The sequence below is a fragment of the Hymenobacter arizonensis genome (assembly GCF_900115775.1).
GTDB classification, from domain to species: domain Bacteria; phylum Bacteroidota; class Bacteroidia; order Cytophagales; family Hymenobacteraceae; genus Hymenobacter; species Hymenobacter arizonensis.
This window is the reverse complement of sequence record NZ_FOXS01000009.1, coordinates 111,854-134,236: the sequence shown is the minus strand read 5'-3', so window position 1 is coordinate 134,236 and position 22,383 is coordinate 111,854. Positions and strand designations below refer to the sequence as shown.

General features: G+C 59.5%; 18 protein-coding genes and 1 pseudogene. 9 read left to right on the top strand and 10 right to left on the bottom strand.

All coding sequences use genetic code 11. The annotated features are described in order from the left end of the window. Positions 1–499 precede the first annotated feature (499 nt). The gene (locus BMZ66_RS23005) at positions 500–2,911 is read left to right on the top strand and encodes a glycoside hydrolase family 3 N-terminal domain-containing protein (protein WP_092678726.1); all 2,412 of its coding nucleotides are present in this window, start codon (positions 500–502) and stop codon (positions 2,909–2,911) included. A gap of 532 nt (positions 2,912–3,443) precedes the next feature. Here BMZ66_RS23005 and BMZ66_RS22995 read toward each other — a convergent pair. Genes BMZ66_RS22995 through BMZ66_RS22985 form a run of 3 tightly spaced genes read right to left on the bottom strand, consistent with a single transcriptional unit; the run spans position 3,444 to position 7,024 of the window. Beyond that, positions 3,444–5,516, bottom strand: a complete 2,073-nt coding sequence (locus tag BMZ66_RS22995) for a type IV secretory system conjugative DNA transfer family protein (RefSeq protein ID WP_177204871.1) — start codon at positions 5,514–5,516, stop codon at positions 3,444–3,446. 34 nt (positions 5,517–5,550) lie between these two features. After that, positions 5,551–6,582 (bottom strand): DUF5712 family protein, encoded by a 1,032-nt coding sequence (locus BMZ66_RS22990; protein ID WP_092678723.1) that lies wholly within the window; start codon positions 6,580–6,582, stop codon positions 5,551–5,553. 4 nt (positions 6,583–6,586) lie between these two features. Further along, positions 6,587–7,024, bottom strand: a complete 438-nt coding sequence (locus BMZ66_RS22985; protein WP_143080379.1) for a hypothetical protein — start codon at positions 7,022–7,024, stop codon at positions 6,587–6,589. Between the two features lie 731 nt (positions 7,025–7,755). On the opposite strand from BMZ66_RS22985, the gene BMZ66_RS22980 reads away from it, so the two are divergent. Next, positions 7,756–8,484 carry a ParA family protein gene (locus BMZ66_RS22980; RefSeq protein WP_092678721.1) on the top strand — a complete coding sequence of 243 codons (729 nt, stop codon included), beginning with the start codon at positions 7,756–7,758 and terminating at the stop codon, positions 8,482–8,484. Continuing rightward, positions 8,484–8,990: a hypothetical protein gene (locus BMZ66_RS25655; protein ID WP_092678720.1), complete on the top strand. Its 507-nt coding sequence runs from the start codon at positions 8,484–8,486 to the stop codon at positions 8,988–8,990. The genes BMZ66_RS22980 and BMZ66_RS25655 overlap by 1 nt, the downstream gene beginning before the upstream one ends. A 109-nt stretch (positions 8,991–9,099) precedes the next feature. Here the strand turns inward: BMZ66_RS25655 and BMZ66_RS22970 are convergent. From BMZ66_RS22970 to BMZ66_RS22950, 4 genes and pseudogenes are all read right to left on the bottom strand, one after another. Then, a pseudogene (locus BMZ66_RS22970) lies at positions 9,100–9,827 on the bottom strand (nucleotidyl transferase AbiEii/AbiGii toxin family protein). A gap of 142 nt (positions 9,828–9,969) precedes the next feature. Next, a complete protein-coding gene (locus BMZ66_RS22960) occupies positions 9,970–10,695 on the bottom strand; it encodes a DUF6088 family protein (RefSeq protein WP_092678717.1) in 726 nt (241 codons plus the stop codon). A gap of 95 nt (positions 10,696–10,790) precedes the next feature. Then, the gene (locus BMZ66_RS22955) at positions 10,791–11,060 is read right to left on the bottom strand and encodes a hypothetical protein (protein WP_092678716.1); all 270 of its coding nucleotides are present in this window, start codon (positions 11,058–11,060) and stop codon (positions 10,791–10,793) included. 79 nt (positions 11,061–11,139) lie between these two features. Beyond that, positions 11,140–11,427: a hypothetical protein gene (locus BMZ66_RS22950; RefSeq protein ID WP_092678715.1), complete on the bottom strand. Its 288-nt coding sequence runs from the start codon at positions 11,425–11,427 to the stop codon at positions 11,140–11,142. 169 nt (positions 11,428–11,596) lie between these two features. On the opposite strand from BMZ66_RS22950, the gene BMZ66_RS22945 reads away from it, so the two are divergent. Next, a complete protein-coding gene (locus BMZ66_RS22945; RefSeq protein ID WP_092678714.1) occupies positions 11,597–12,391 on the top strand; it encodes a hypothetical protein in 795 nt (264 codons plus the stop codon). 517 nt (positions 12,392–12,908) lie between these two features. After that, on the top strand, positions 12,909–13,772 hold the full coding sequence (locus tag BMZ66_RS22940; RefSeq protein ID WP_092678713.1) for a sigma-70 family RNA polymerase sigma factor: 864 nt from the start codon (positions 12,909–12,911) through the stop codon (positions 13,770–13,772). Positions 13,773–14,100: 328 nt separating this feature from the next. Here BMZ66_RS22940 and BMZ66_RS22935 read toward each other — a convergent pair whose 3' ends face one another. Beyond that, positions 14,101–15,075 carry a site-specific integrase gene (locus BMZ66_RS22935; protein ID WP_234795215.1) on the bottom strand — a complete coding sequence of 325 codons (975 nt, stop codon included), beginning with the start codon at positions 15,073–15,075 and terminating at the stop codon, positions 14,101–14,103. Positions 15,076–15,590: 515 nt separating this feature from the next. Here BMZ66_RS22935 and BMZ66_RS22930 point away from each other — a divergent pair. The 4 genes from BMZ66_RS22930 (at position 15,591) to BMZ66_RS22915 (ending at position 20,246) form a co-directional block, all read left to right on the top strand. Next, on the top strand, positions 15,591–16,586 hold the full coding sequence (locus tag BMZ66_RS22930) for an ABC transporter substrate-binding protein (RefSeq protein WP_092678712.1): 996 nt from the start codon (positions 15,591–15,593) through the stop codon (positions 16,584–16,586). 49 nt (positions 16,587–16,635) lie between these two features. Beyond that, positions 16,636–18,168, top strand: a complete 1,533-nt coding sequence (locus BMZ66_RS22925; RefSeq protein ID WP_092678711.1) for a sugar ABC transporter ATP-binding protein — start codon at positions 16,636–16,638, stop codon at positions 18,166–18,168. Between the two features lie 4 nt (positions 18,169–18,172). Next, positions 18,173–19,147, top strand: a complete 975-nt coding sequence (locus tag BMZ66_RS22920) for an ABC transporter permease (protein ID WP_092678710.1) — start codon at positions 18,173–18,175, stop codon at positions 19,145–19,147. Between the two features lie 100 nt (positions 19,148–19,247). Further along, the gene (locus tag BMZ66_RS22915; protein ID WP_214607057.1) at positions 19,248–20,246 is read left to right on the top strand and encodes an ABC transporter permease; all 999 of its coding nucleotides are present in this window, start codon (positions 19,248–19,250) and stop codon (positions 20,244–20,246) included. A gap of 145 nt (positions 20,247–20,391) precedes the next feature. Here the strand turns inward: BMZ66_RS22915 and BMZ66_RS22910 are convergent, their stop codons facing one another. Together BMZ66_RS22910 and BMZ66_RS22905 are read right to left on the bottom strand one after the other, a co-directional pair. Further along, positions 20,392–21,237 carry a phytanoyl-CoA dioxygenase family protein gene (locus BMZ66_RS22910; RefSeq protein ID WP_214607056.1) on the bottom strand — a complete coding sequence of 282 codons (846 nt, stop codon included), beginning with the start codon at positions 21,235–21,237 and terminating at the stop codon, positions 20,392–20,394. Between the two features lie 395 nt (positions 21,238–21,632). Then, positions 21,633–22,379, bottom strand: coding sequence for a hypothetical protein (locus tag BMZ66_RS22905; protein ID WP_092678709.1), 747 nt, complete (start codon positions 22,377–22,379; stop codon positions 21,633–21,635). Between the last annotated feature and the right edge of the window lie 4 nt (positions 22,380–22,383).

Here is a 22,383-nt window from a genome sequence, read left to right as displayed (position 1 = left end):
GCCATGCGGCCCGGCGGAGGTCATCAACTCGGGGATGCCCAGGCGCCAATGCCGCCCGAGGCAAAGGCTGAATTGGCGGGCACCGTCTTGATTTTCTCTTCCAGCGTCAGCTTCTTGAGCTAAGCTTCCATCGCGGCGTCGTAAGCGGTGAGGGCCGTGGATTGCCGAGTAAGCACTGCGGGGCGTTTCGGCGGAGTCGGGGCATGGGACGAGCCAGGCTCAAGACGGCGCCGACAGCATGCAGGGCCTAGTCTGCCAGGGCCGCGAGTCGGAAGGAAGCGTAAAGCATACACTTGGTTGCGAAGAGGAAATTGCGAGAGAAAGGTAGGGCGCCCGGCTAGGGGCCAATACCTCGCCAAGGCGTGAGCGGAAGACTTTTTCGCGTAAACGTTTGCGTGAAAAAAGGGGGCCAGCCCACACCCGAAGCTTTCCGGCGCCATCTGCTTTCGTGTACTTGCAGGCCAAGTTCTCCTCGCTAGTCCATCACCCTCACCCTTCTATGCACCTACGAACCCTCCCGCTCCTTTTGGGAGCCGTGGCCGCCAGCTTCGCGGCGCAGGCCCAAAAGAGCATCTACCACAAGGGCTGGACGGACTTCAACAAAAACGGCCGACGCGACGTGTTCGAGGACAAGGCGCAGCCGCTGGAAAAGCGCCTCGACGACCTGCTCGGGCAGATGACGCTGGCCGAAAAATCCTGTCAGCTGGCCACCCTCTACGGCTACGGGCGGGTACTGAAGGACGAGATGCCCACGCCCGGCTGGAAAAAAGAAATCTGGAAGGACGGCATCGCCAACATCGACGAGGAGCTGAACAGCCTGCGCGAAACGTCGAAAGCCCAGACCAAGTACTCGTACCCCTTCAGCCGGCACGCGGCGGCCATCAACACCATCCAGCACTGGTTCGTGGAGGAAACGCGGCTGGGCATTCCCGTTGACTTCACCAACGAAGGCATCCATGGGCTGTGCCACGACCGCGCCACGCCCCTGCCCGCGCCCATCGCCACGGGCAGCACCTGGAACCGCGCACTCGTGCGCCAGGCCGGCGAAACGGTGGGCCGCGAGGCCAAGGCCCTGGGCTACACCAACGTATACGCGCCCATCCTCGACCCCGCCCGCGACCCGCGCTGGGGCCGCGTGGTGGAGTGCTACGGCGAGGACCCTTTCCTCATCGCCGAGCTGGGCAAGCAGATGGTGCTGGGCGTGCAGAGCCAGGGCGTGGCCTCCACGCTTAAGCACTACGCCGTGTACAGCGTGCCCAAGGGCGGGCGCGACGGCAACGCCCGCACCGACCCGCACGTGGCCCCGCGGGAGCTGCACGACATCTTTCTGTACCCCTTTCGCCGGGTGATTCAGGAAGCCCACCCGCTGGGCGTGATGAGCAGCTACAACGACTGGGACGGCCTGCCAGTGAGCGGCAGCCACTACTTCCTCACCGAGCTGCTGCGTCAGCAGTACGGCTTCGACGGCTACGTGGTGTCGGACAGTCGGGCCGTGGAGTTCCTGCACGAGAAGCACCGCGTGGCCACCGACTTCCAGGACGGCACCCGCCAAGCCATGGAGGCCGGCCTGAACGTGTGGACCAACTTCTACAGCCCCGCCCAGTACATCACCAACGTGCGCGAGCTGGTGACCAGCGGGCGCCTGGCTACCGCCACGCTCGACCAGCGGGTGCGCGAGGTGCTCAGCGTGAAATTCCGCCTCGGCCTCTTCGACCAGCCCTACGTGGCCGACCCTCAACGGGCTGACAAAATCGTGCATACGCCCGCCGACGAAGCCTTCGCGCTGCAGCTCAACCGGGAATCCCTGGTGCTGCTCAAAAACGAGAAGGGCCTGCTGCCGCTGAAAAAAATCCAACTGAAAAACATCCTCGTCACTGGCCCGCTGGCGGCGGAAAGCAGCCACGCCATCAGCCGCTACGGCCCCTCCAACAACCCCGTGACTACCGTGCTCCAGGGCCTGCAGGCCGCCGCCGGACCGGGGCTCACCGTGCTGTACGAGCAGGGTTGCGTGGCCCTGTCGCCCGGCTGGCCCGACTCCGAGCTGGTGCCCACGCCCCTGACGGTGGCCGAGCAGGCGGGCATCGCACAGGCCGTGGCCAAGGCCCGCGACGCCGACGTGATTGTGGCCGTGCTGGGCGAAACCGACAAGGCCGTGGGCGAGAGCCTCTCGCGCACCTCGCTGGAGCTGCCCGGCCGGCAGCAGCAGCTGCTCGAAGCCCTGCACGCCACGGGCAAGCCCGTGGTGCTGGTGCTCATTAACGGCCAGCCGCTCACCATCAACTGGGCCGACCGAAACGTGCCCGCCATTTTAGAGGCCTGGTTTCCGGGGCCCTCGGGCGGCCAGGCCGTGGCCGAGGCCCTGTTCGGCGACTACAACCCCGGCGGCAAGCTCACCATGACCTTTCCCAAAAGCACCGGCCAGATTGAGTTCAACTTTCCTTTCAAGCCCGGCTCGCAGGCCGGCCAGCCCAGCGCCGGCGACCCCAACGGCGGCGGCCGCACCAGCGCCAACGGCCCGCTTTACCCCTTCGGCTTCGGCCTGAGCTACACCACCTTCGCCTACTCCAACCTGCAGGTGTCGCCCCGGCAGGCCGCTCCTCAGGCCCTGATTGAGGTGGCCGTGGACGTGGCCAACACCGGCTCCTTGGCCGGCGACGAAGTGGTGCAGCTCTACCTGCGCGATGTGCTCAGCAGCGTGGTCACCTACGACAGCCAGCTGCGCGGCTTCGAACGCGTGCCCCTCCGGCCCGGCGAAAAGAAAACTGTCCGCTTCACCCTGCGCCCCGACGACCTGGCTCTGTTCAACCAAAGCATGAAGCGCGTGGTGGAGCCCGGCCGGTTCGAAGTGCTCATCGGCAGCTCATCCACTGATATTAGGGCGAAGGAATCGTTTGAAAGCCTGGCTAAATAAGCCCGGCCTACTTTGTGAATGTGGCCATTTGTTCCCGGTGGTTTTGGTCGCTATGCTCTATCCAAATGCTTGCTGTTGCAATATTTGGGTCCGTACGACCCCTCGTGGTCGGGAAGTACCACTTCGACGTTGGCTTCAAACCAAAATATGCCTACGACGACATTGACAACACGTACTCCCTCGTCACGGGCGTTTCCTCCCGCCCACCGCAGTGCAGCGCGATGCGCCAGCGCCCTTTGCAGACGACGGGCCAACACACCATAGACGGCTGTCACCTGCTGTTCCATGAACGGAGCTTTGGTCCACGCTGGTTTGGTAGGAGGATGTTTACCGGTTCAAAGGTGAGAATGCTATTGCCGCACCCGCCCGGCCTCAATTACTGGAACAAAAAATCACAGCGAAGGCAAATTCACTAGCGTGGTCTATGGCCGCCCTGACGAAGTGCTTGCCAACTCTGCGGTGCAGCAAACTAATCGGCGGCTACCAGCTGATTTCTGTGACGGGTTGAATGAAACGGTGATATTCCTACTTCTTACAAAAGCGGTTCGCTTTCATTGCTTGAGCCTACGCCCAATTTAAGAGTGTTGGCATATTGCCCAACAATACTGGCCACGTCTTCGCGGATGAGCTCAAAATTAGCTTGAATAACCGCCTGCACCGCGCTAACTGGCTCCAAAGCGGGAGTGCTGCCGGCCTGCCGGGCTGCCCGTCGCTGGCTCAGCCAATCCCGGCCTAAATCCTCCCCTGCCGGGGTATCCGCCTGCACGGGGGCCAGACCGCCCTCGAAGGTGGCCAGCGGGTGCAGGGGGTAATTCCCGGGCACCGCTTGGCGTTCTACTTTTCCCTTAAAAAAGGGCTGCTCGGTTTCGACGGTCTGGCCGATGAATTCGCCGGTCTCCAGCGTGATGGTATCCTGCAGGCGCACCAGATTGCGCTCCTGCCAGCTCACGCTCTGGTTGGTGCTGCTGCCCGCGCCGCGGCTGCCGCCGCTCTGGCTGCGCCCCAGGCTGGCCGAGACCATTTCGCGGTCTTCTTTGCCCACCAGCTCCGAAACAAACTTGGCCGTTTCGAGGGAGTTTACCTTGCCGAAAAACTGGTTGTTGAGGTTGCTCACCATCACCTGCATCTTCTCGCGGCCGTAGGCGTCAATCATCTGGCTTAAATCCTGGGTCATGTAAATCATGGCCACCTTGTTGCTGCGGGCCGTGGCCGGTATCACCTCCAGGTTGGGCACGTAGATGGTGGCGGCCTCGTCGAGAAACACGTAGCTCGGGTGCTTGTGCTGCTGGTTCATCAGCTTCAGGGCCACGGCCACGATGCAGCTGATAACCGGCGAGAAGGTTTCCTTCAGCGTGGGGTCGTTGCCTACTACCAAGACCTTGGGAGCCTTCGGGTTGTTGAGCTCCAAGCTGAACCCCTCCCCTCTCGCTTCGTCGGGCGTGAGCACCCAGGCAATTTCCGGCGAGTTGATGCGCGTGAGCACAATCTGCAGCGAGGCAATGACGCCGGCCACCTGCTTCTCGGCCCGCTGCTTCACGGCCGTCGTGATGGAACGCACCATGTCCCCGCACTCGGGGTCGGTGTCGAGCATGCTCAGCACGTGGGTAAAGTCCGGGTGCAGGGCCGTGTTCACCACGTGGGGCAGGGTGCAGAACGTGGGGAAGTTCTTCTTGTAAAACCAGATGATGGCCGTCAGGAAGGCGTTGGCGCTGGTGTCGAAGAAGTCCATCTTTTTGATGCTCTCCGGGTTTAGGTTGGCCATGATGGCGCGGGCGTACTCGTTGGCATAGGCCACCACCGGCATCTTGTCGGCCCGCAGCGGGTTCACCCGCTCGCTGCGTTCCAGGTCGTTGAAGTTGATGATGTGCAGCTGCACATGAGCTGGCTCCTCCCCTACTGCCCGGGCTTTGGCGTCGGCCAGCACGAAGGCTTTCTGCGCAGCTTCGGCCAGCACCGGGAACTTGAAGTCGTAGATGAGGCCGGCAAACCCCTTTTCCGTGAACTGCTCAATCAGGGGCTCCCCTATCGAATACGATTTACCCGCCCCCGCTCCGCCCAGGACCAGCGTACCCCGGAAGGGATCCAGCGTACCCCGGAAGGGATTGGGAATATTAATCCAGCCCCCGTCCGTCGTGGCCAGGCTGAAGCCGTGCTCCGAAATCTGCTGCCGGCGCTCGGTACGGAGCCCAAACCGCTCGGTCTTGTGCAGGGCGCGCGTCACGCCGGCAGCCAGGCCGGCGCCCAGAGCAAACAAAGCGGCCGCAGGGTACAGCCAAGCCACTACGCCGGCCGAAAACGTGGCGATGGGAAGCAACAGCGTCCCACTTAGCAGCACCAAGGCCGCTGCACCCAGCTGGATGCGCCGCAGCTGCAGCTGCGTGGGTTGCCAGCGCTGGTAAAACGTGGCCGTGCCCAGGAGTAGGCGGGAAGTAATGGAAGCACCCAGCCCTGATTGCGGGGCAGCCGAGGTAAGCGCCCCGGCAAAAAACAAGGGGTGAGACAGCAGGTAATACTCGCCGCCCGCCAGCACCACCAGCAAAAAACCCAGGGCGATATACAGCCCGGTCAGGCGGTGGCTACTCGGCTGCCGGGGGGCACTCATCATGCTCATAGAAGGGTGGATTTAGCGTACACGTTTGTTACAGTTCGGCTTCCCACTGGTGATGCCCGCGCCGGGGCTGCTCCCCAATATCCTGGGTGGCCACGCGCTCGGGCCCGGAGGTAGCGCGTAGCGTTTGCTGCAGGCTGTGCAGGGCGTGCCGCACCTGGTGACCGGTATTTGGGCGGGCCGGCTCCTCGCGGCCCGTGGCCAGCAGGTGGTAGGCGTTGTCGAGGGGCTGCCCCCGCCGGGCACGCCCCTCCAGCCGTCGCAGCCGGTCGTAGAAAATGGGGTCGTAGCCCCGCCCCTGCGCGATACGCTGCACCCGCTCCGCATCCAGGCGCTGGCGTGGGTCTGCCTGCCGGTTCAATTGTTCGACGCGCTGCGCAATCCGCGCGTTACGCTTCGGGTTGGGTGCGGAAATGGGAGGGGCCTTTCGCTGTTTGGAAGCGGGCCCCTGATACTGGAACTGCCGCTCAAATACCTGCCGGGCCTCATCCTGCCAGTCGCGCAGACTAAACCGGCTGACGCGCCCTCCGGGGTTGAGCGTGACGCGTTGGGCCCTGTCGCGAGCTGAAACCACCACGTGGATGTGAGCCTGCAGGCCGGGCCGCGGCTGCCCCGTCTTAGCATCTCCTTCCTTCACGGCCGGGTCCGTGCCGCGGTGGATGCGCTCCTGGTGAATAATAGCTCCCCATACCAGGTCCTCTTGCCCCACTGCCCCACCATCTTTCAGGCGGAAGCCCGCTGCGTAGGCGGCCATAACTTCCCGGGCAAAGGCGCGCAGCTTCGCTTCCTCCCCGCCGCCGATGTGCGCCAGCTCTTCCGGGCTGGGACTAATCACCAGGGAGTAGAACTTGGCCTCGTCGGCCCGTAGTCCCTTTACATTATTGTCCAGCGCCGCCAGCACCGAATCGCGGCTCAGCACGTCCTGCTGCCCATTAAAATAACGAGCTTCCTGGCCCTCCTTTCGGGCCTCATGGGTCAAATAATTCAAGGCCTGGGCCGCGCTGCCTTGATTATTATAGGCATTCTTGCCATTGCTTTTCGGGTTAATCAGCTTCGCATGCATGGCTTTAATCCCCGCTTTTGCGCCCTTTATTTAGCGCCTTTATATCCAGTGCGGCCAACCCTGCGGCCGTGGCTTCAGCAATGCGCTCCTGATTTTTTCGCTGAATTTTATGCAGAACCTCCCCTCCTTCCGGGGCCAATAAATTCTCAACTACCCGAAGGGTTTGCTCCTGCACCGCCTGCTGGTGCAACTGGGAACGCACTAGTTCCAGCAGCAAGCCCCGCTCCTGCTCCTGCAGGTAGGAAAACACCAGGTCGCCCAGTCGCTTTACCTCCGCCATGATAAGCTGTCCTTCCCGAGCCTGAGCTTCCACCGGGTTCAGGCTCCTTTCTGCAAAGTATCGAACGGCGGCGTCGGCATACTCCGTTCGCGTAAGGCCCAGCCGGGCCGACTCCGCTCCCACCAGCCGGTGCGCCGGTCCGCTGACCGTGAGGTGCTTCACAGCCGGTCCTCCAGACAGCTGTGAAACGGGTTGCTGTTCCTGCTCCTGCATACTGTTCTTAATTCTTACTGACTGATTTTTAAGGTCATACATTTTATAGTTAACCTTTATCAACTCTGTTGATAAATAACTACCAATTAATCAGTGCGTTAGCGCAGATAATTGGTAGTCTTCTTGCTAACTACCCTAATGGGGTCTTATCCAGCCGGTGGCTGGCATTCAGCGCAGGTACCGACCGCTGTTCGACCTAAGTAACCTAACCCCTGGGGTAACGTGGGCGTGTGGGCTAAAGCCTTATGGCTACTGTCATGGCCGATTGGTCTTGGCCTGCTGGGCAGCAAAACCTGGCGCAGTGCTCCCAGGAGCCGTTTAGCAGTTTCAGAAAGCATATTTTATTTCTTAAGAAATAAGTAAATTAGGAAAGCTAAAAATCTAGCATCCTGGGGACATTACGCCCCGTATGGCACTTTGTTTCTTAGTAATTTAGGAAATAAGTTTCTTAAGAGCTTTTAATTAATGTTTACTGAGAAACTTATAAACTATGTTTTATAGCAACTTAGAAATCAGGAAAACAAGAAATAAATCATTCTGTAAATAAGTTAACTTGTAATCTTATTTTCTAGGAAACAAAACAACAAGTTTACGAGTAACTTTGAAAATCAAGAAACAAGCTGCTTTATTTGCAACTTGCTTCCGCCCGCTGCGGCTTAACCCGTTAGTTCCCCTGCTTTATGAAAATCATTTGCGTTGCCAACCAGAAGGGCGGCATTGGTAAGAGTACTCTCATCACCGTACTGGCTGGCGCGCTCTCGGCCGACTATGGCTACCGGGTGCTCGTGGTCGATGCCGACTCGCAGCAAACCCTGGCCGGGGTGCGCCTCACCAACGACCAGCCCAGCGTGGAGCAGGAGCGCCTCGCCGGTACGCTTTCGGAGCCCGCTTTTCCCTACACGCTCGAATCCGTGGGCATGGGTCAGGTGTACGACCGGCTCGACGAAGTCGGCGACGAATACGACGTGGTGTTCATCGACGTGCCTGGCCGCTCGGACGACACGGCCATGATTGACGTGCTTAGCGGCGCTAACGTGGTGCTGGTGCCCGTCGGGGCCTCCGACGCCGAGCGCCTCGCCACCATCTCTTTCATGCAGCTGCTGCAGGAAATCTCCCGGCTCTCGCGGGAGCAAGGGCTGGACTTCAATTTTTTCGGCGTGCACTCGCACCGCACCAACCTGAAAGAGGAGAAGGACATGGACGAGTTCACCGACGCGCTGGGTCTGCCGCGCCTGCAGGCCTCGTTGCGTCAGCTCGGCTGCTATAAGCGCTTGTCGACCCGCTACAGCTACCTCAACCCGGCCTATCGTCGGTCAGTGGGGGCAGATGCATCCGTGGAAGCCGAAGTGCGCGCCCTGTGCGACGAACTGATTGCCCGTGCTCAACTCACTTCTGAACTCGTAGCGTAATGGCCAAGATTCAACGCCTGAAAATCTCCACAGACGAGAAGATATCCATGCTGCGCGGGCAACCCGGCCACATGCCGGCCGCACCCGCGGCTGCGGAGCCAGCTAAAGCTGAGCCAGCGGCAATCCCGGCGCCTGTGGCAGTCCCCGAACCAGCACCGGTGGCGGCCGCTCCACTAGCGGCCGCTCCAGCAGTAGCGCCGGCGCCGGCAGCAACCCCAGTGCCGGCAACGAAGCCCGCAGCCCAGCCGCAGCCCACGGCAATAGCCCCGGAACCCCGGAAGGGGAGGGGGCGCCCACCCAAGGTGCAGGCACCAGCTCCGGCAGCCGGTGCTTCCTCCGGGCTGCAGCCTTCCCTGATTCGCCTGGAAGGGGAAACCCAGCGGGCTGCCCTGGCTTACATCCACGAGGAGCTCATGTTCCACAGCCGGCGGGTGTACCTGAAGGAGCTGGTTGACGAAGCAGTCAACTACTACCTGCAGCACGGCCCGCCGGCGAAAGGCAAGTAGGGGAGGGGCGGCTCCTTATTAATTGAGGGACCGGCCGTTTAGAAATCTCGCAGACGGGCCCCAACCTGGCTCAGGGTAAGCTGGATGGCTGCCTTGGGAGGCAATACCCCTAGACGAGTTGCCGGAAAGCGCCCTGATAGGTTGGCACCAGTTGCTGCCAGGTTCGGCCCGCATCGGCGAACAGCTGCGCCTGGACTAGCGGCTGAGTAGCCCAGGCGCCCTGAAACTCCTGGTTGCGGGCGTCGTCGGCGCGTACCTCAGCCAGCAGGGTCTCGAACGCCGGGCTGGCCAGGAAAGCCTGCAGCGCGGGTTGCTGCAGGAGCTGGTGCAGGTCGTAAGCGTGGCGGATTTTCGCCCGCAGCTCAGCCAATGGGTCCGGCGCATAGCCCGCGCGTACCAAGGCCAGTATCTTCTCCACCAGCGTCCGCTCCAGGGCCAGTACGAGTACCTCAAATGGGGCCAGGCCGTGCTGCGCTACCATCTCCCGCTCGTCGCGCTGGGTCAGGAACTGACCGGCATAGGATTGCACCGACCGCCACTGGTTGGGGTGGGGGCGAGCGAAGGCGTTGACTTCGAGCAGCACCGCCCCCGGCCGCACCTGAGAGCCGGCAGCCGGGCCAACAATGGCTGGGTACTGGTGCAGGGTTTTGCGGAAGTGGCTGCCGCGCACGGTCACGCCCGGCTCCACCACGGCCGTCAGGCCCTGGGTAATGTGCTTGGCGCCCGCGTCCATGAGCTTCTTTATTTGCCCGCCCGTCCAGCCCTCGGTGCCGGCAATGGCCAGGTCGACGTCTTCAGCCCGTAGGCCTTGGACAGGGCCGTGCCGCCCTTGAACACCAGCTGCTCGCGAAAGGGTGAATCAGCCAGCGCCCGCAGCACATAGCTCACCCAATAGTCCTTCTCGACAAAGGCTTCGGGCAGCCCAGCTGCTGGGCCGTGGCCAGTAGGATTTGTCCGAACTCGGGGCTCAGGTGCAGGGTCATTGGATGTTCCAAGCGGCGCGGTTGGGCAGGGCCGCGGCGCTTAGGCCGAGGCGGTAGGTGGTCAGGGAATTGAGGGTGGCGCGCAGCTGGGCGGCGCCCTTCTTGTCGCCCTGCAATTCGAGCAGCGCGCCGAGCACGGCGCGGGCGCGGGGTGGGGCCTGGCGAGCGGCCAGCTCGGTCAGGCGGCGGCGCTGGGCAGAAGCGAGGGCTTTGACATAGCGCTGCACGCGGCCCAGTACCTCGTCGGGCTTAGCGTCGGGAATGCGGCGCAGGTCGCGCAGCACTTCCAGCCACTGCAGCAGCGGCACGTCGCTGGCCTGCTCCGGCACCGGGCGTACGACGAAGGCCACGCGCCGGGGCCGGGTGCGCCGCGGCTTGGGCGTGGTCACGACCAGTTCGGCCGGCACCTGGTTGGTTAGTCCCAGTTGATTGTACAAGCTGGTCCCAACCGGGTAAGCAGCTAATGTACCAGCGGCTTTCGTCAGCCCGCGCACCACCGACCCTTCAGAGGGCTGCAAGGTTCCGAACCGGCTGGTCTGGGGCCGGTAGTACTGGCCCTTGGCGTAACGCTTAAGCACGCCCTGCCGGGTCAGGCGGCTCAGGGCCGCCGCCACGGCCCCAAAGGAGGCGGGGTCGGTAGCCAGGTCCGCATAGGTCAGCAGCTCGCCCGGCTCGAAAGCCTGGACCTGCTGGCGGACGCGCTGCATAATGGAACCGGTCATGAACGAAAGAGATAACAAGGGCAAAAGTACGGAAAAGCGTCAAGTTTTTACACGTAAAAACTTGACGCTTTTCACACCTTACGAGTTCCGGTAGGCTACTCAGCTCCACTGGCCTGCACCTCGGCCAGCACGACGGCGATAATATTCTGCACGGGCTCGTTGAGCAAATCGGCCACGCGCAGCAACTCGGCAACGGTAAGGGTGGACGGGTCGGCCTCGCGCTGCTTGATGGTGCGGTAGGTCATGCGCAAATGCTCCATCAGCTCGCGCTCGGTGAAGGTGTAGCGGCCGTGGCGCAGCAGGTCACTAAAACGGCGGGGGAAACGGTGAGTAGTGGCGGACGGTGGGGGAGGGGAGGAGGGCATAAGGCAGTAGGCAAGAAGTTGTGAGGAAAGCCGGTGACAGCGGAACGGTACCCCACTGCCCCCGGCCCTGCCGGTGAAATCAGCACTCGTCGCCCGGGTACGGGTGGGGGTGCTGGCGGGCTTCCTCGGTTAGCGTGCGCTCTTCCCACTCGGCCACCCGCTGCATGATGTTGGTCAGCCAGCGCCCCAGCCGGGCGGGGTCGGTTTCGGGCAGTATCCGGGCGGTGGCCGTATGGCGCTGCTCGTCGGTGAAAGCGGGGTGCTCCAGCAGGCGGGGCAGCTCGATGCGCTGCGTGGCCACAACCACCGTGGTCAGGGAAGGCAGCGTTTTCTGCCCCAACACCACCGGCGGCAACGTGGGCAGCACCCATCACTACCGGCGCGACCGATGTCAGCGGCGCAGCAATGGTGCAATAATTTATTTCCTAGTAAATAAGTTTACCATTTTCTTGCTTTCCTGTATAATAAAAAGTCAAGTAGTTGCTGGCTTTGTCTTTTCCAGCCTGTTGGCGGCCGCAAATCCAGCTCAGGCGCAGATGGTGGTTAACGACCCCGTGCACATTGAGGACTTCGTCAAAAGGCTCACCCAGTGGACCGGAACGATGAAAAACTACAAGGTCATCAAAGATGCCCGGCAAATTGCCGGCGTCACCCGGGACATCACGGGGGAAGTTAAAAACATCACGGGCCAGAACCTCATGCTCCAGCAGCAGATTCAGGCCGACCTGCGCAAGGGGCAGTCGGTGAAAGACCTCCGCTACGCCAACCCCCTGGAGCTGTTTGGGCGCGCCATCGGAATGAACACCAGCTCCCAGCCCGACTACATGACGCCCGTTAGCAAAGCCCGGCGCTTGCGCCAGGCCCTGCAGGGGCGCACGGAGCAGGACGTGGAAACGGTGTGCCAGGCCTTCTCGGGCCTGGATATCGGCCGCAACGGGGCCCAGTCCTTTACTTACCGCGACTACAAGAACATGCGGGAAGAGGCCTTTGCCTCGGCGTATGCTTATGAGGAGGTGCTCAAGAAAAAGAACGTGGAAACAGCTTTCAATTACCAGAAGATTGCCGACGAGATGACGGCCCAGAGCGTAGAGTTCATGGCCACGCTCAAGAATCCGGGCCGGTACTCGATGACCGAAGCCGAGCGGCTGCGGGCTATGGGGCAGGCTAATGACAACATGGTAAAAGCGCTGCAGCGGCGGCAGGAAGCTGACCGCCTGATACACGAAGCTGGCAAGCCTGGACCAGCACGTATGGCTGTGGAAGGTGTTTATCGCGACCAATTACTGCAGAACCAACTGCTTAAGAGCATTAGTCGTTCGGGGAGATTTTGATTATCTACCAACTCTTTAATACCACTAAGTGCTATGCCATACCGGCGGGATGACATAGCTTTGACCATCGTAATGTGGGCTATTACGCGCCACATTTAGTACTCATCCTATCCCCAGTTTTTGCAGCTCATTGCAGGCCAGTTCGCTCTGTATACGGAGCATAGAATGTCAATCAGCCAGGTATGTGATAAGGTTAGCTACCTAGCTGAGGTAGTAGACCAAGTAGATAAGGCTGCTCGCACAACATATAGTCTTGGCCATGTCAATTAGGTATTATGCTCATGCAACGTCTTACTTCCCTTGGTGGAGGCTGCAAACATCTTGAGTAAAATAGCATACTGTCTTAGGCAGTTCGTTCATACTGAACTACCTCCTAAGCTACCTCAATCGACGGCGGTCAGGCTTTTACCCCACACGTGCTCCTTCCGGCGGAGCATCGCCGCCAAGGCCATCGAACCAAGCCGCCGCACCGGGAGTTATGGGTTGCTCTTCCCCTTCTAAGCAGCGCCGTTCCCGCATGAGACAGCTCAAAATCAGCAAGCAGATTACCAACCGCGAAAGCCAGTCCCTGGACAAGTACCTGCAGGAGATTGGCAAGGTGAGCCTGGTGTCGATAGACGAGGAAGTAGAGTTGGCCCAGCGCATTCGCGAGGGCGACCAGATGGCCCTCGAAAAGCTGACGAAAGCCAACCTGCGTTTTGTGGTCTCGGTGTCCAAGCAGTACCAGAACCAGGGCCTGACCCTGGGCGACCTCATCAACGAGGGCAACCTAGGGCTGATTAAGGCGGCCAAGCGCTTCGATGAAACGAAAGGCTTCAAGTTCATCTCCTACGCCGTGTGGTGGATTCGCCAGAGCATCCTGCAAGCCCTGGCCGAGCAGAGCCGCATCGTGCGCCTGCCCCTGAACCGCGTAGGCTCGCTGAATAAAATCAGCCGCTCGTTCGCGGAGCTGGAGCAAAAGTTCGAGCGCGAACCCTCGCCCGACGAGATTGCGGAGTTGCTGGACCTGAGCACGTCCGAGGTGGCAGACACGCTGAAAATTGGGGGGCGCCACGTCTCGATGGATGCGCCCTTCGTGCAGGGCGAGGAAAACGGCTTGCTCGACGTGATGGGGGACGAGGACGCGGACACGCCGGATGCGGGCTTGCTGCGGGACTCCCTGCGCCGGGAGGTGCAGCGCGCGCTCTCGACCCTGACGAGGCGGGAGGCCGACGTCATCACGCTCCATTTCGGGCTCAATGGCCAAGCCGCGCGCACGCTGGAGGAAGTCGGCGAGCAATTTGGCTTGACCCGCGAGCGGGTGCGGCAGATAAAGGAGAAGGCCATTCGGCGCCTGAAGCACACCTCGCGCTCGCAGTCGCTGAAATCGTACCTGGGCTAGCCCTTTTGTCAGCGTTCCTTTAAAGCAGACCCGCCCAGGCTGGCGGCTGACAACTTAGGCAAGGGGCAAGCAGGTGCCTTTTGCCGAAGCCTTGCGGAAGGAAGCATCGCAACCGGGCGTCAGGCAGGGAGTAAGAAGCAAAGGGGGGGGCGCTATTTCGGTTGGTGTGATAAGGCGCGATGAGGTTCACCTGCGAGTCGCTACCGGCGCGGCGTCTTAAGGTATGATAAGTCTTTAGCCCTGCCTACCAAATTTATAAGACCGGCTCACGGCTTTTGCCCCGCTGCCCCCGGCGCGGGCACTCCTTATAATAAGGAGTGCCCGCGGGCTACAAGCCGAGCTTCTGGGCGGCGTTGTGCTGGCGCACGTTGTCGAGGCGGGTGTAGCGGCGAATCATGTCGGTGGTCTTGTGCTTGGTCTGGTTCATCACCTCGGCGTCGTCGGCCCCGTTGAGCTTGGCAATGGTGACGAAGGAGGCGCGCAGCGAGTGGGCCGTGTAGGGCGCGCCCAGGCGCAGCTGCACAATCTCGTTCAAGCTGAAGGTGCTCAGCCGGCGCCGGCTCAGGCGCTGGCCCTTGTGGAACGAGAGGAACAGCGGGCCGCTCGTGCGCCCGTGCTGTTCGAGTACCGCCAGCCAGTCCTTGACGGCCCGCACTGGGCAACTGCGCCGGTCGGGCGAAAAGAAAACGGCCTTTTCTTCGGCCTCGCCTTTCTGGTTGGTTTTGCTCCGGGGCAACTCGACCACCAGCCCGTCTTCGTCGAAGCGCAGGTGGGCCAGGTCGAGGCTGGCCAGCTCGTCGCGGCGAAACGCCCCGGCCAGGCCGAGCAGCAGCAGGGCCCGGTCGCGCACCCCGTCGAGGCGCTCAACATCGATGCCTTGCAGCACGCGCTTGAAGTAGGCGAGCGTGAAGGCCGGGGCCTGCTTTTGGCGCACGCCTTTCTCGCGGCTGATGCCCTCGAGCAAAGTCTTGAGCTGCCGGTCGTCGGTGGGCGTGGGCAGCCCGGCCAGCTGGTGGGCCTTGCTCAGCGCCGCGCAGTGGCGCTGGATGGTGGCCACCTTTTTGCCGGCCTCGGCCAGCGCCGTGACGAAGGCCGCCACGGTGAGCACGTCGGCCGGCAACGACTCGCGGCCGTGTTCGCGGCACCAGGCGGTGAAGCGCCGCCAGTCGCCGGCGTAGGCACGCTGGGTATTGGCCGCGCCCTGCTGGCCGGTGGTGACGTAGCGCGCCCCGGCCGCGGCGTACTCATCGATGTGGCGCGCGGCGCCGACGGCGGCGTCGGGAACAATGGGGAGGGTTTCCATGGCGGGCGGGACGGCCGACGGCGGGTCAGCGAAAAAAACGAAACGATTTTTGAGCCCTAAAAGTACGGCAAAATTACCCTCGATAACTAAGGTTTATCGAGGGTAATCATATTTTAAAACAACATCTGTCGCTTTAATACAATTTTGCTGGCAAAGTACCGTAAATCTCATAAAAGTGCCATTCACTCTTCGTTGTCTGGGAAAACGAGCGCTAACGTAAGCTGGCCGAGAAGGTAGAACAACAGCACCGCGTTACCTACCTTGCCGCATGCAAAAACGGTTACTCGGACTCCGACCCGTTCGGACGGCTTACGCCGGCTTGTTCCTGCTGTGCCGGGCGCCAACTGCCCACGCCCAATCCCCGCCCTCCGCCGCGCCGGTTCAAGCCCTCAAAGGCGGCCACTTATTAGAGGGGCGCCCGGGCTGCGTCCTTCCCAACGGGGGGAGCACCGAGGCGCGTTGTAGTTCGCGGCGAATTGAACCCACCACGGGTAAATAAATAATAAACGTTAAGCATGAAAACGCTGCAATTGTTAATCAGCAAAAGTGTTGCGGGTGCGATTATGTTCTTATCAATCGCGCTGATTTTAGCTGGCTGCGACCGCAAAGCGGCCAGAACCAGCGCGGGCAACGAAGGCGGCAGGAAAAAAGTGGTCGGCTTTGCGCAAATGGAAAACAACGGACCGTGGCGGATTGCCGAAACCAAATCAATGCGCGACGAAGCCGCCAAGCGCGGGTACGAGCTGGTTGCCACCGACGCCCAAACCCAAACGTCAAAACAGATTTCGGATGTCGAGGACATGGTGGCGCGCAAGGTGGAAGCAATTTTTCTTGCGCCGCGCGAATTTGAAGGTTTGGATGGCGCGCTCGCAGTAGCGAAACAAGCCAAGATTCCGGTCTTTTTAATTGACCGCGAAGCCGCCGGCACGCCCGGCCAAGATTACGTTACGTTTATCGGTTCAAACTTTGTCGAAGAAGGTCGTCGCGTGGGCGAATGGACGGTCAAAAACACCAACGGCGCAGCCGGCATTATTATTCTCGAAGGCACGGCCGGTTCAAGCGTCGCGCTGGACCGCAACAAAGGTTTTCTGGCTGCCATTAAAAGCAGCCCAGACATGAAAATTCTCGCTTCGCAGCCGGCCGATTTTGCGCGCGCCACCGGTCAGAAAGTCATGGAAAACCTGATTCAAGCGCACGGCAAAAAAATCACGGTCGTTTACACGCACAACGACGAAATGGCGCTCGGCGCCATTCAGGCCTTAAAGGCCGCCGGAATGAATCCGGGCAAAGCCGTCAAAGTCGTTTCGGTTGACGGACAAAAGAGCGCGCTCGAAGCCATTATTGCCGGCGACCTGAACGTCACAGTCGAGTGCAATCCGCGTTTTGGCCCGATTGCGTTTGACACGTACGAAAAGTATTTGCGCGGTGAACAAATCCCGCCAAAAATTATCGTGCCCGATAAATTTTTCGATTCGTCCAACGCCGCGCAATTTGTTGCCGAAGCTTATTAAAAGCAATACGAAACGATTAGTGATTAATTCTTTTTACTTACCATTAATCATGACCAACGAACCATTGCTGCGAATGCATAACATCCGCAAAGTTTTTTCCGGCGTGGTCGCGCTCGATAACGTGAGTTTAACGTTAGAACGCGGCGAAGTTCATTCGCTCGTCGGCGAAAACGGCGCGGGTAAATCGACGCTCATTAAAATCATGACCGGGGCTTACATGCGGGACGGCGGCGACATGTTTTTAGAAGGCAAACCGGCAAATTTTCGCACGCCTGAAGACGCGCAGCGCGCCGGAGTTGTCGCGGTGTACCAAGAAGTTAATTTATTGATGTTTCGCACGGTTGCCGAGAATATTTTTTTGAATCGTGAGCCGTGCAGATTTGGATTTATTGATTGGGCGCGCATGAATCGTGAAACCGGCGAACTGCTTAAAAGACTCGGTTTAAATATTAATCCGAAAGCGACTTTGGGCAGCCTCAATATCGCGATGCGGCAAATGGTGGCAATTGCGCGCGGCGTCAGCCTCGGGGCCAAAGTCTTGGTTCTCGATGAGCCTACCAGCAGCTTAACCGAAAAAGAAGTCGGAATCTTGTACGAAGTGATTCGGCGCTTGAAAGCGGAAGGCACGGCGATTGTTTACATATCACACCGTTTTGACGAGCTGTACGCTGTTTGCGACCGCGTGACGGTTTTGCGCGACGGCAAATTCGTGGCGACGCGCAGTTTAAAAGGGCTGGAGCGAATTGATTTGATTTGTTTGATGCTCGGTAAGCAGCGCGAGGAGCTGGAGAAAAAAGGCGCGACCGCATTTGACGAACACCAACCGGTTAACAACAACGCACCGCCTCTATTGGCAGTCGAAAATCTAACGCGCGGGCGGCGACTGCAAAACGTGTCGCTCGACGTTCGGCGCGGCGAAATTCTGGGCATGGCAGGTTTGCTCGGTTCCGGACGGACCGAGGTTGCGCGGGCGATTTTCGGGGCCGACCGGACCGAAACCGGGCGCGTCGTCCTGAACGGCCAGGAAATCAACGCGCGCAACCCAAACGAGGCAATCCGCGCCGGAATCGCGTTTTTGTCCGAAGACCGCAAAGCTGAAGGAATTATTCCCGATTGGTCGGTGCGCGAAAATCTAACGCTCGCCGCGTTGCCGGCCCTTACCCGCGCCGGCGTGGTTTCGCGCAAAAAGCAAAACGAAATCGTCGAACGATTTATGCGGCGCTTGGGTATCAAAGCCACTTCGGCCGAGCAAAAAATCCGCGAATTATCCGGCGGCAACCAGCAAAAAGTGTTGCTCGCGCGCTGGCTGTGCTGCAATCCAAAGTTTTTGTTGCTTGATGAACCCACGCGCGGCATTGACATCGGCGCCAAAGGCGAGATTCAAGCGCTTGTCAATGAATTAGCAAAAGAAGGTTTGGGCGTGTTAATGATTTCGTCCGAACTCGAAGAACTCGTCGAAGGCAGCGACCGCGTGGTCGTAATGCGCGACGGCCAATTAAGCGCTGAACTGCGCGGTGCACAAATCTCGCAAGACTCGATAATCAACGCGATGGCAGAGGTAAACCAACGTCTTGACTCATAATCCGATGGCTGAAGTAACTACCAGTAGAATAGACCCGCGCGCGCGGCAGAAACGCAAATTTAGCGATTACGCGCCAACCTACGGAGCAGCGATTGCCCTAACCATTTTGCTGATACTAAACTTAGCTTTTACGCCGGGTTTTGCTTCGTTTAATAATTTTAGCAACATCCTCGTTCAAGTAACGCCGACGATGCTTGTGGCAATCGGGATGACGTTTGTGATTGCAACGGGCGGCATTGATTTGTCGGTCGGTTCGGTGATGGCGATTGCCTCGGCCGTCACGGCAGTTTCGCTCGATTACGGCGCGATTCCGGCGGTTCTACTCGGTTTGATTGTGGCCACCGCAGTAGGCGCGTTAAACGGCGCATTAATCAGCAGTTTTCGAATTCAGCCGATTATCATTACGCTGGCAGTATTAATTGCGGGACGCGGAATTGCGCAAGTTATCAGCAACGGTGGTCAGTTGATTCCGTTTAGCAACCCGACATTTGAGTATTTAGGCAAAGGGTTAATCGCCGGTATTCCGGTGCAAATTTTACTGCTCGCGGCAATCGTCGGGCTGGCAATTTTTGTGTTTCGGTCGACGATTTTCGGGCGTTACATCGCGGCGGTCGGCGGCAATGAAACGGCTGCGCATCTGGCCGGTGTGCCAACGGTTTCGACCAAGCTCTCGGTTTATGCGGTCAGCGGTCTGCTCGCCGGAATTGCCGGTTTGATTTACACGGCGCGGCTTGGCGCTTCCGACGCTTCCAAAGTCGGCGATACGATTGAACTCGACGCCATTGCCGCAACGGTTGTCGGCGGAACGCCTTTGGTCGGCGGACGTGCCAGCATTATCGGAACGGTAATCGGGGCGCTGATTATGATTGTAATTACGACAAGCTTTAACATGAACGATATGAAATATTCATGGTCGCTCGTGATTAAAGCCGCTATTATTTTGCTCGCGGTGTATCTGCAACGCCCAAAAACAAACTAAAATTTATACTCTCGTCAGTAATCGCTTGGTCAATGAATTTCTACGCTTTTGCGCAATTGCAAAAATGTAAACATGTTGTAGAGGAATTACAATTGTTCTTATGAGCCAAGCAGAAGCTACGACCCGTGACACGACCGAAGCCAGACCGCGGACGATGGCGGCGAAAATCGGTTCGGTGATGCAAAGCCAGGGCGCGCTCGTGATGCTTGTTGTGGTGTGCCTTATGGCCACACTTCGCTACGAAGCATTCTTAACGTCCGAAAATTTGCTTAACGTTTTGCGACAAAATTCGATGGTCGGATTGATTGCGCTCGGCATGACGTTCGTGATTTTAACCGGCGGCATTGATTTGTCGGTCGGTTCGCTGCTCGCGCTCGCCGGCGTCGTCGCCGCTTATCTGGTGCCATACGGCGTGTTCGTGGCCGTATTGGGCGCCGTCGCGGCGACAACCCTACTCGGATTGGTCAACGGCGTCATCATCGCCAAAGCCAAAATTCCGCCGTTTATCGTGACGCTCGGAATGATGATAGCCGCGCGCGGACTCGTGTTAGCCATTACCGACGAAAAAAGCGTGCGCATTGAGCGAACATTTGCGGATTTTATTTATTGGGGACGCGGCCTCATCGGCGATTTTCTGCCGGTTCCGGTGTTGATTTTGCTACTTGCTTTCGCCGTCGGCTGGGTGGTGCTCAATTACACGCGCTTCGGGCGGCACGTTTACGCGCTCGGTGACAATGACGAAGCGGCGCGTCTTCTGGGATTGAATATTTCGCGCACGACCATCGGCGTTTACGCCATCAGCGGCGCGTTGGCAGGACTGGCAGGTGTGATTTTAGCGGCCCGTTTGGGCGCCGGAAATTCGGTCGAAGGAGCCGGAGTAGAACTGGGCGCAATCGCGGCAGTTGTGGTCGGCGGCACGTTGCTGACGGGCGGGCAGGGCAACGTGCTTTCCACGCTGGTCGGCGTTTTGCTGCTCGGCGTAATTTTTAATTTATTTAATCTCGAAGGGCAAATTAGTCCGTGGTGGCAGCCCGTCTTGCGCGGCGTGATTTTGCTCGTCGTCGTGGTTATTCAAAACCGCCTCACCAAATTAAAGTGAGAATTAACCATAGCTGAACCACTCGGGCTAACCTAGATTGGAAATCAGACGTCAGCCCTCGGGATGCTTGAATCCCTCCGCATGACGTCCGATTGCCAGCCGCCAGACGTTCTATCGGCAAAGGCTGCCACTGGGCATATTCTTGCTACGCCTCGCCCATCATCAGCCCTTCTATTGTGTGCCCTTGCACAATGGGTTCGAGCGTATCGACCACCCGGCAAGTGAGGTGCGACTTCAAACTTTCGGGCAGGGTTTCGTAGAAGGCGCGGGTGAGCTGCAGGTCGTGGCGCTCGGCGTTGTTGGCGGTGGGCGCGTCGACGCCGAGCACCAGGGCGGGGCGCGATTTATTGGACTGATTGGCCGTGCCGCGGTGGATGGTGAGGGCCGAGCGGGCCGAGATGTCGCCCATATGGGGCAGCTTGCGCTGGGCGCGCTGCTCGTAGCGGGGGCTGTTGCTTTTGGGCGGAAACATGCCGTGCTCGAAGTCGACGGGCAAGTCCCACTGCGTGCCGGGCGCAATCTCGAAGGGGCCCATGTCTTCGGTTACGTCCACGGTGGTGAGGTTGAAGGCCAGGGAGTTGAGGCGCCGGCCCACGAGGGTGTCGTCGGGAGCGGGAAAGTCGCGGTGCCAGGGCTGGTTCATGGCCCCGGGGTTGGGCACGTCGAAGCCAATTTCCACGATTTTGTAGTCGGGGCCGAGCACGGCTTCGCAGACGGCCACAACCCAGGGATGGGTCGCCAGGTCGACGAAACCCCGGATGCTTTCGGGGTGAATTTCGACGTAGTGGCGCTTGGGGCCGCGGCCCAGGGCCCCGCCGGGGCGCTGCAGGGCGTCGGCATAGAGCCTGGCAATGTCTTCGCCCAGCTGCTGCACCCATTCGCGGCCAAAGGCGCCTTTCAGGCCGATGATGCCGTCCCCATAGAGCCCACTCATTATTTGGGCGATGTCGTAGGTGGGACGCGTGATGCTATTTACTTCCATTGTTTCCATGCTACACGCCTAATTGTTATCTGTTTCACAACAAGCACTTGTCCGCATCAATACGTGGCTCTGTAAAGCTACTTAACGCCTGTTCTTCAACAAACACCGTTGGAGTTTAGTATCGGTGTCCGGTCGCCATCAAGGCTTATCTTATCAGCAGCGCAGTGGAGTTCACCAGGCTGGTCAATGCTCTGGCCACCGCGGGAACGGCTCTTGTCACTTCCGCGGCCTTTCTGGCTACCCCGGCAACGGCGGCTGTCACTTTGCTAAGCGGTGTTGCTACTTCGGCAGCAGGCAGGGTTACGCTGGTGTGCAGGGTGCAGATGAAGCCCGCATTGCGAGAGCCAGTCCAACCTGGCAATCAGCAGCGTTGCCCTTACCCTTTAGCATCAGAAATCAAGCTGTTAAAAGTGCTGCGTTATTTTATGTAGTTCCGTTTGAATTTCCCTTTGCTTGTTTTCGCCCGCCAGTAAAAAGGAGTTTTTAGTGGTGTTCATTTTGTCTTTCGTGAGGGTGATTTCCTGGGAAATCTGGTTGATTTCAGCTTTGAGGGTAGTTAAGCGTTGGGTAAGGGTTTGCAGTTCCTGCGCTTTCTGCTGAATCAGTTCTTCCTTGGGCCGTACCTCTTTTTGGTATTGCTGCGTGTGGGCGCTCTGAAAGGCATTCAAATCCCGACCAATCAGGTTTAGGTATTCCTGTCCGGTGGAGAGCAGCTTTTCTTTGGTGAGGCCGGTGCTTTTTAAAACGTTGTAGGCGGTCTGGTACTTGAGGGCTTCGTCCTGAATGTCGTCTATGTCCAGTTTGCTGTCCACGAATTCTTTGTAATCGGTTCCCTGGAACAAGGGGTCGCGGGCGTTGGCCTCATCAATCAACCGTTCAAAGTATTGTTCGTGTTCGGGCAAAGGTTCCGTGATGGTGCCGCCGGCCGAATAGGTGGGAACATGGTCCGGAATCGTGACGGGGGCGGCGGGGCCATTGACCAAGGGATGCTGGACGTTCTCGGGGACAGCAGGTGCTGGCGGGGGCAGGAAGGAAGGCGTGGCCGGCGCCGGCTGCGGCGCCGCGGCCGGTGGATTCGGTTTTGCCGGTCCTTGCTTGGAATCGTTTTCAAACTCCACAAACGGCGTCAGCAGCTGCTTTAAGAAACTCATAGGA

What these genes read in the sequence shown, in the direction of transcription:
- BMZ66_RS22935 (WP_234795215.1), bottom strand. Translation starts at nt 15,075, where the DNA reads ATGGAAACCCTCCCCATTGTTCCCGACGCCGCCGTCGGCGCCGCGCGC.
- BMZ66_RS22925 (WP_092678711.1), top strand. Translation starts at nt 16,636, where the DNA reads ATGACCAACGAACCATTGCTGCGAATGCATAACATCCGCAAAGTTTTT.
- BMZ66_RS22955 (WP_092678716.1), bottom strand. Translation starts at nt 11,060, where the DNA reads ATGCCCTCCTCCCCTCCCCCACCGTCCGCCACTACTCACCGTTTCCCC.
- BMZ66_RS22910 (WP_214607056.1), bottom strand. Translation starts at nt 21,237, where the DNA reads ATGGAAACAATGGAAGTAAATAGCATCACGCGTCCCACCTACGACATC.
- BMZ66_RS22945 (WP_092678714.1), top strand. Translation starts at nt 11,597, where the DNA reads ATGGTGGTTAACGACCCCGTGCACATTGAGGACTTCGTCAAAAGGCTC.
- BMZ66_RS22995 (WP_177204871.1), bottom strand. Translation starts at nt 5,516, where the DNA reads ATGATGAGTGCCCCCCGGCAGCCGAGTAGCCACCGCCTGACCGGGCTG.
- BMZ66_RS22960 (WP_092678717.1), bottom strand. Translation starts at nt 10,695, where the DNA reads ATGACCGGTTCCATTATGCAGCGCGTCCGCCAGCAGGTCCAGGCTTTC.
- BMZ66_RS22940 (WP_092678713.1), top strand. Translation starts at nt 12,909, where the DNA reads ATGAGACAGCTCAAAATCAGCAAGCAGATTACCAACCGCGAAAGCCAG.
- BMZ66_RS25655 (WP_092678720.1), top strand. Translation starts at nt 8,484, where the DNA reads ATGGCCAAGATTCAACGCCTGAAAATCTCCACAGACGAGAAGATATCC.
- BMZ66_RS22920 (WP_092678710.1), top strand. Translation starts at nt 18,173, where the DNA reads ATGGCTGAAGTAACTACCAGTAGAATAGACCCGCGCGCGCGGCAGAAA.
- BMZ66_RS23005 (WP_092678726.1), top strand. Translation starts at nt 500, where the DNA reads ATGCACCTACGAACCCTCCCGCTCCTTTTGGGAGCCGTGGCCGCCAGC.
- BMZ66_RS22915 (WP_214607057.1), top strand. Translation starts at nt 19,248, where the DNA reads ATGAGCCAAGCAGAAGCTACGACCCGTGACACGACCGAAGCCAGACCG.
- BMZ66_RS22980 (WP_092678721.1), top strand. Translation starts at nt 7,756, where the DNA reads ATGAAAATCATTTGCGTTGCCAACCAGAAGGGCGGCATTGGTAAGAGT.
- BMZ66_RS22990 (WP_092678723.1), bottom strand. Translation starts at nt 6,582, where the DNA reads ATGCATGCGAAGCTGATTAACCCGAAAAGCAATGGCAAGAATGCCTAT.
- BMZ66_RS22930 (WP_092678712.1), top strand. Translation starts at nt 15,591, where the DNA reads ATGAAAACGCTGCAATTGTTAATCAGCAAAAGTGTTGCGGGTGCGATT.
- BMZ66_RS22905 (WP_092678709.1), bottom strand. Translation starts at nt 22,379, where the DNA reads ATGAGTTTCTTAAAGCAGCTGCTGACGCCGTTTGTGGAGTTTGAAAAC.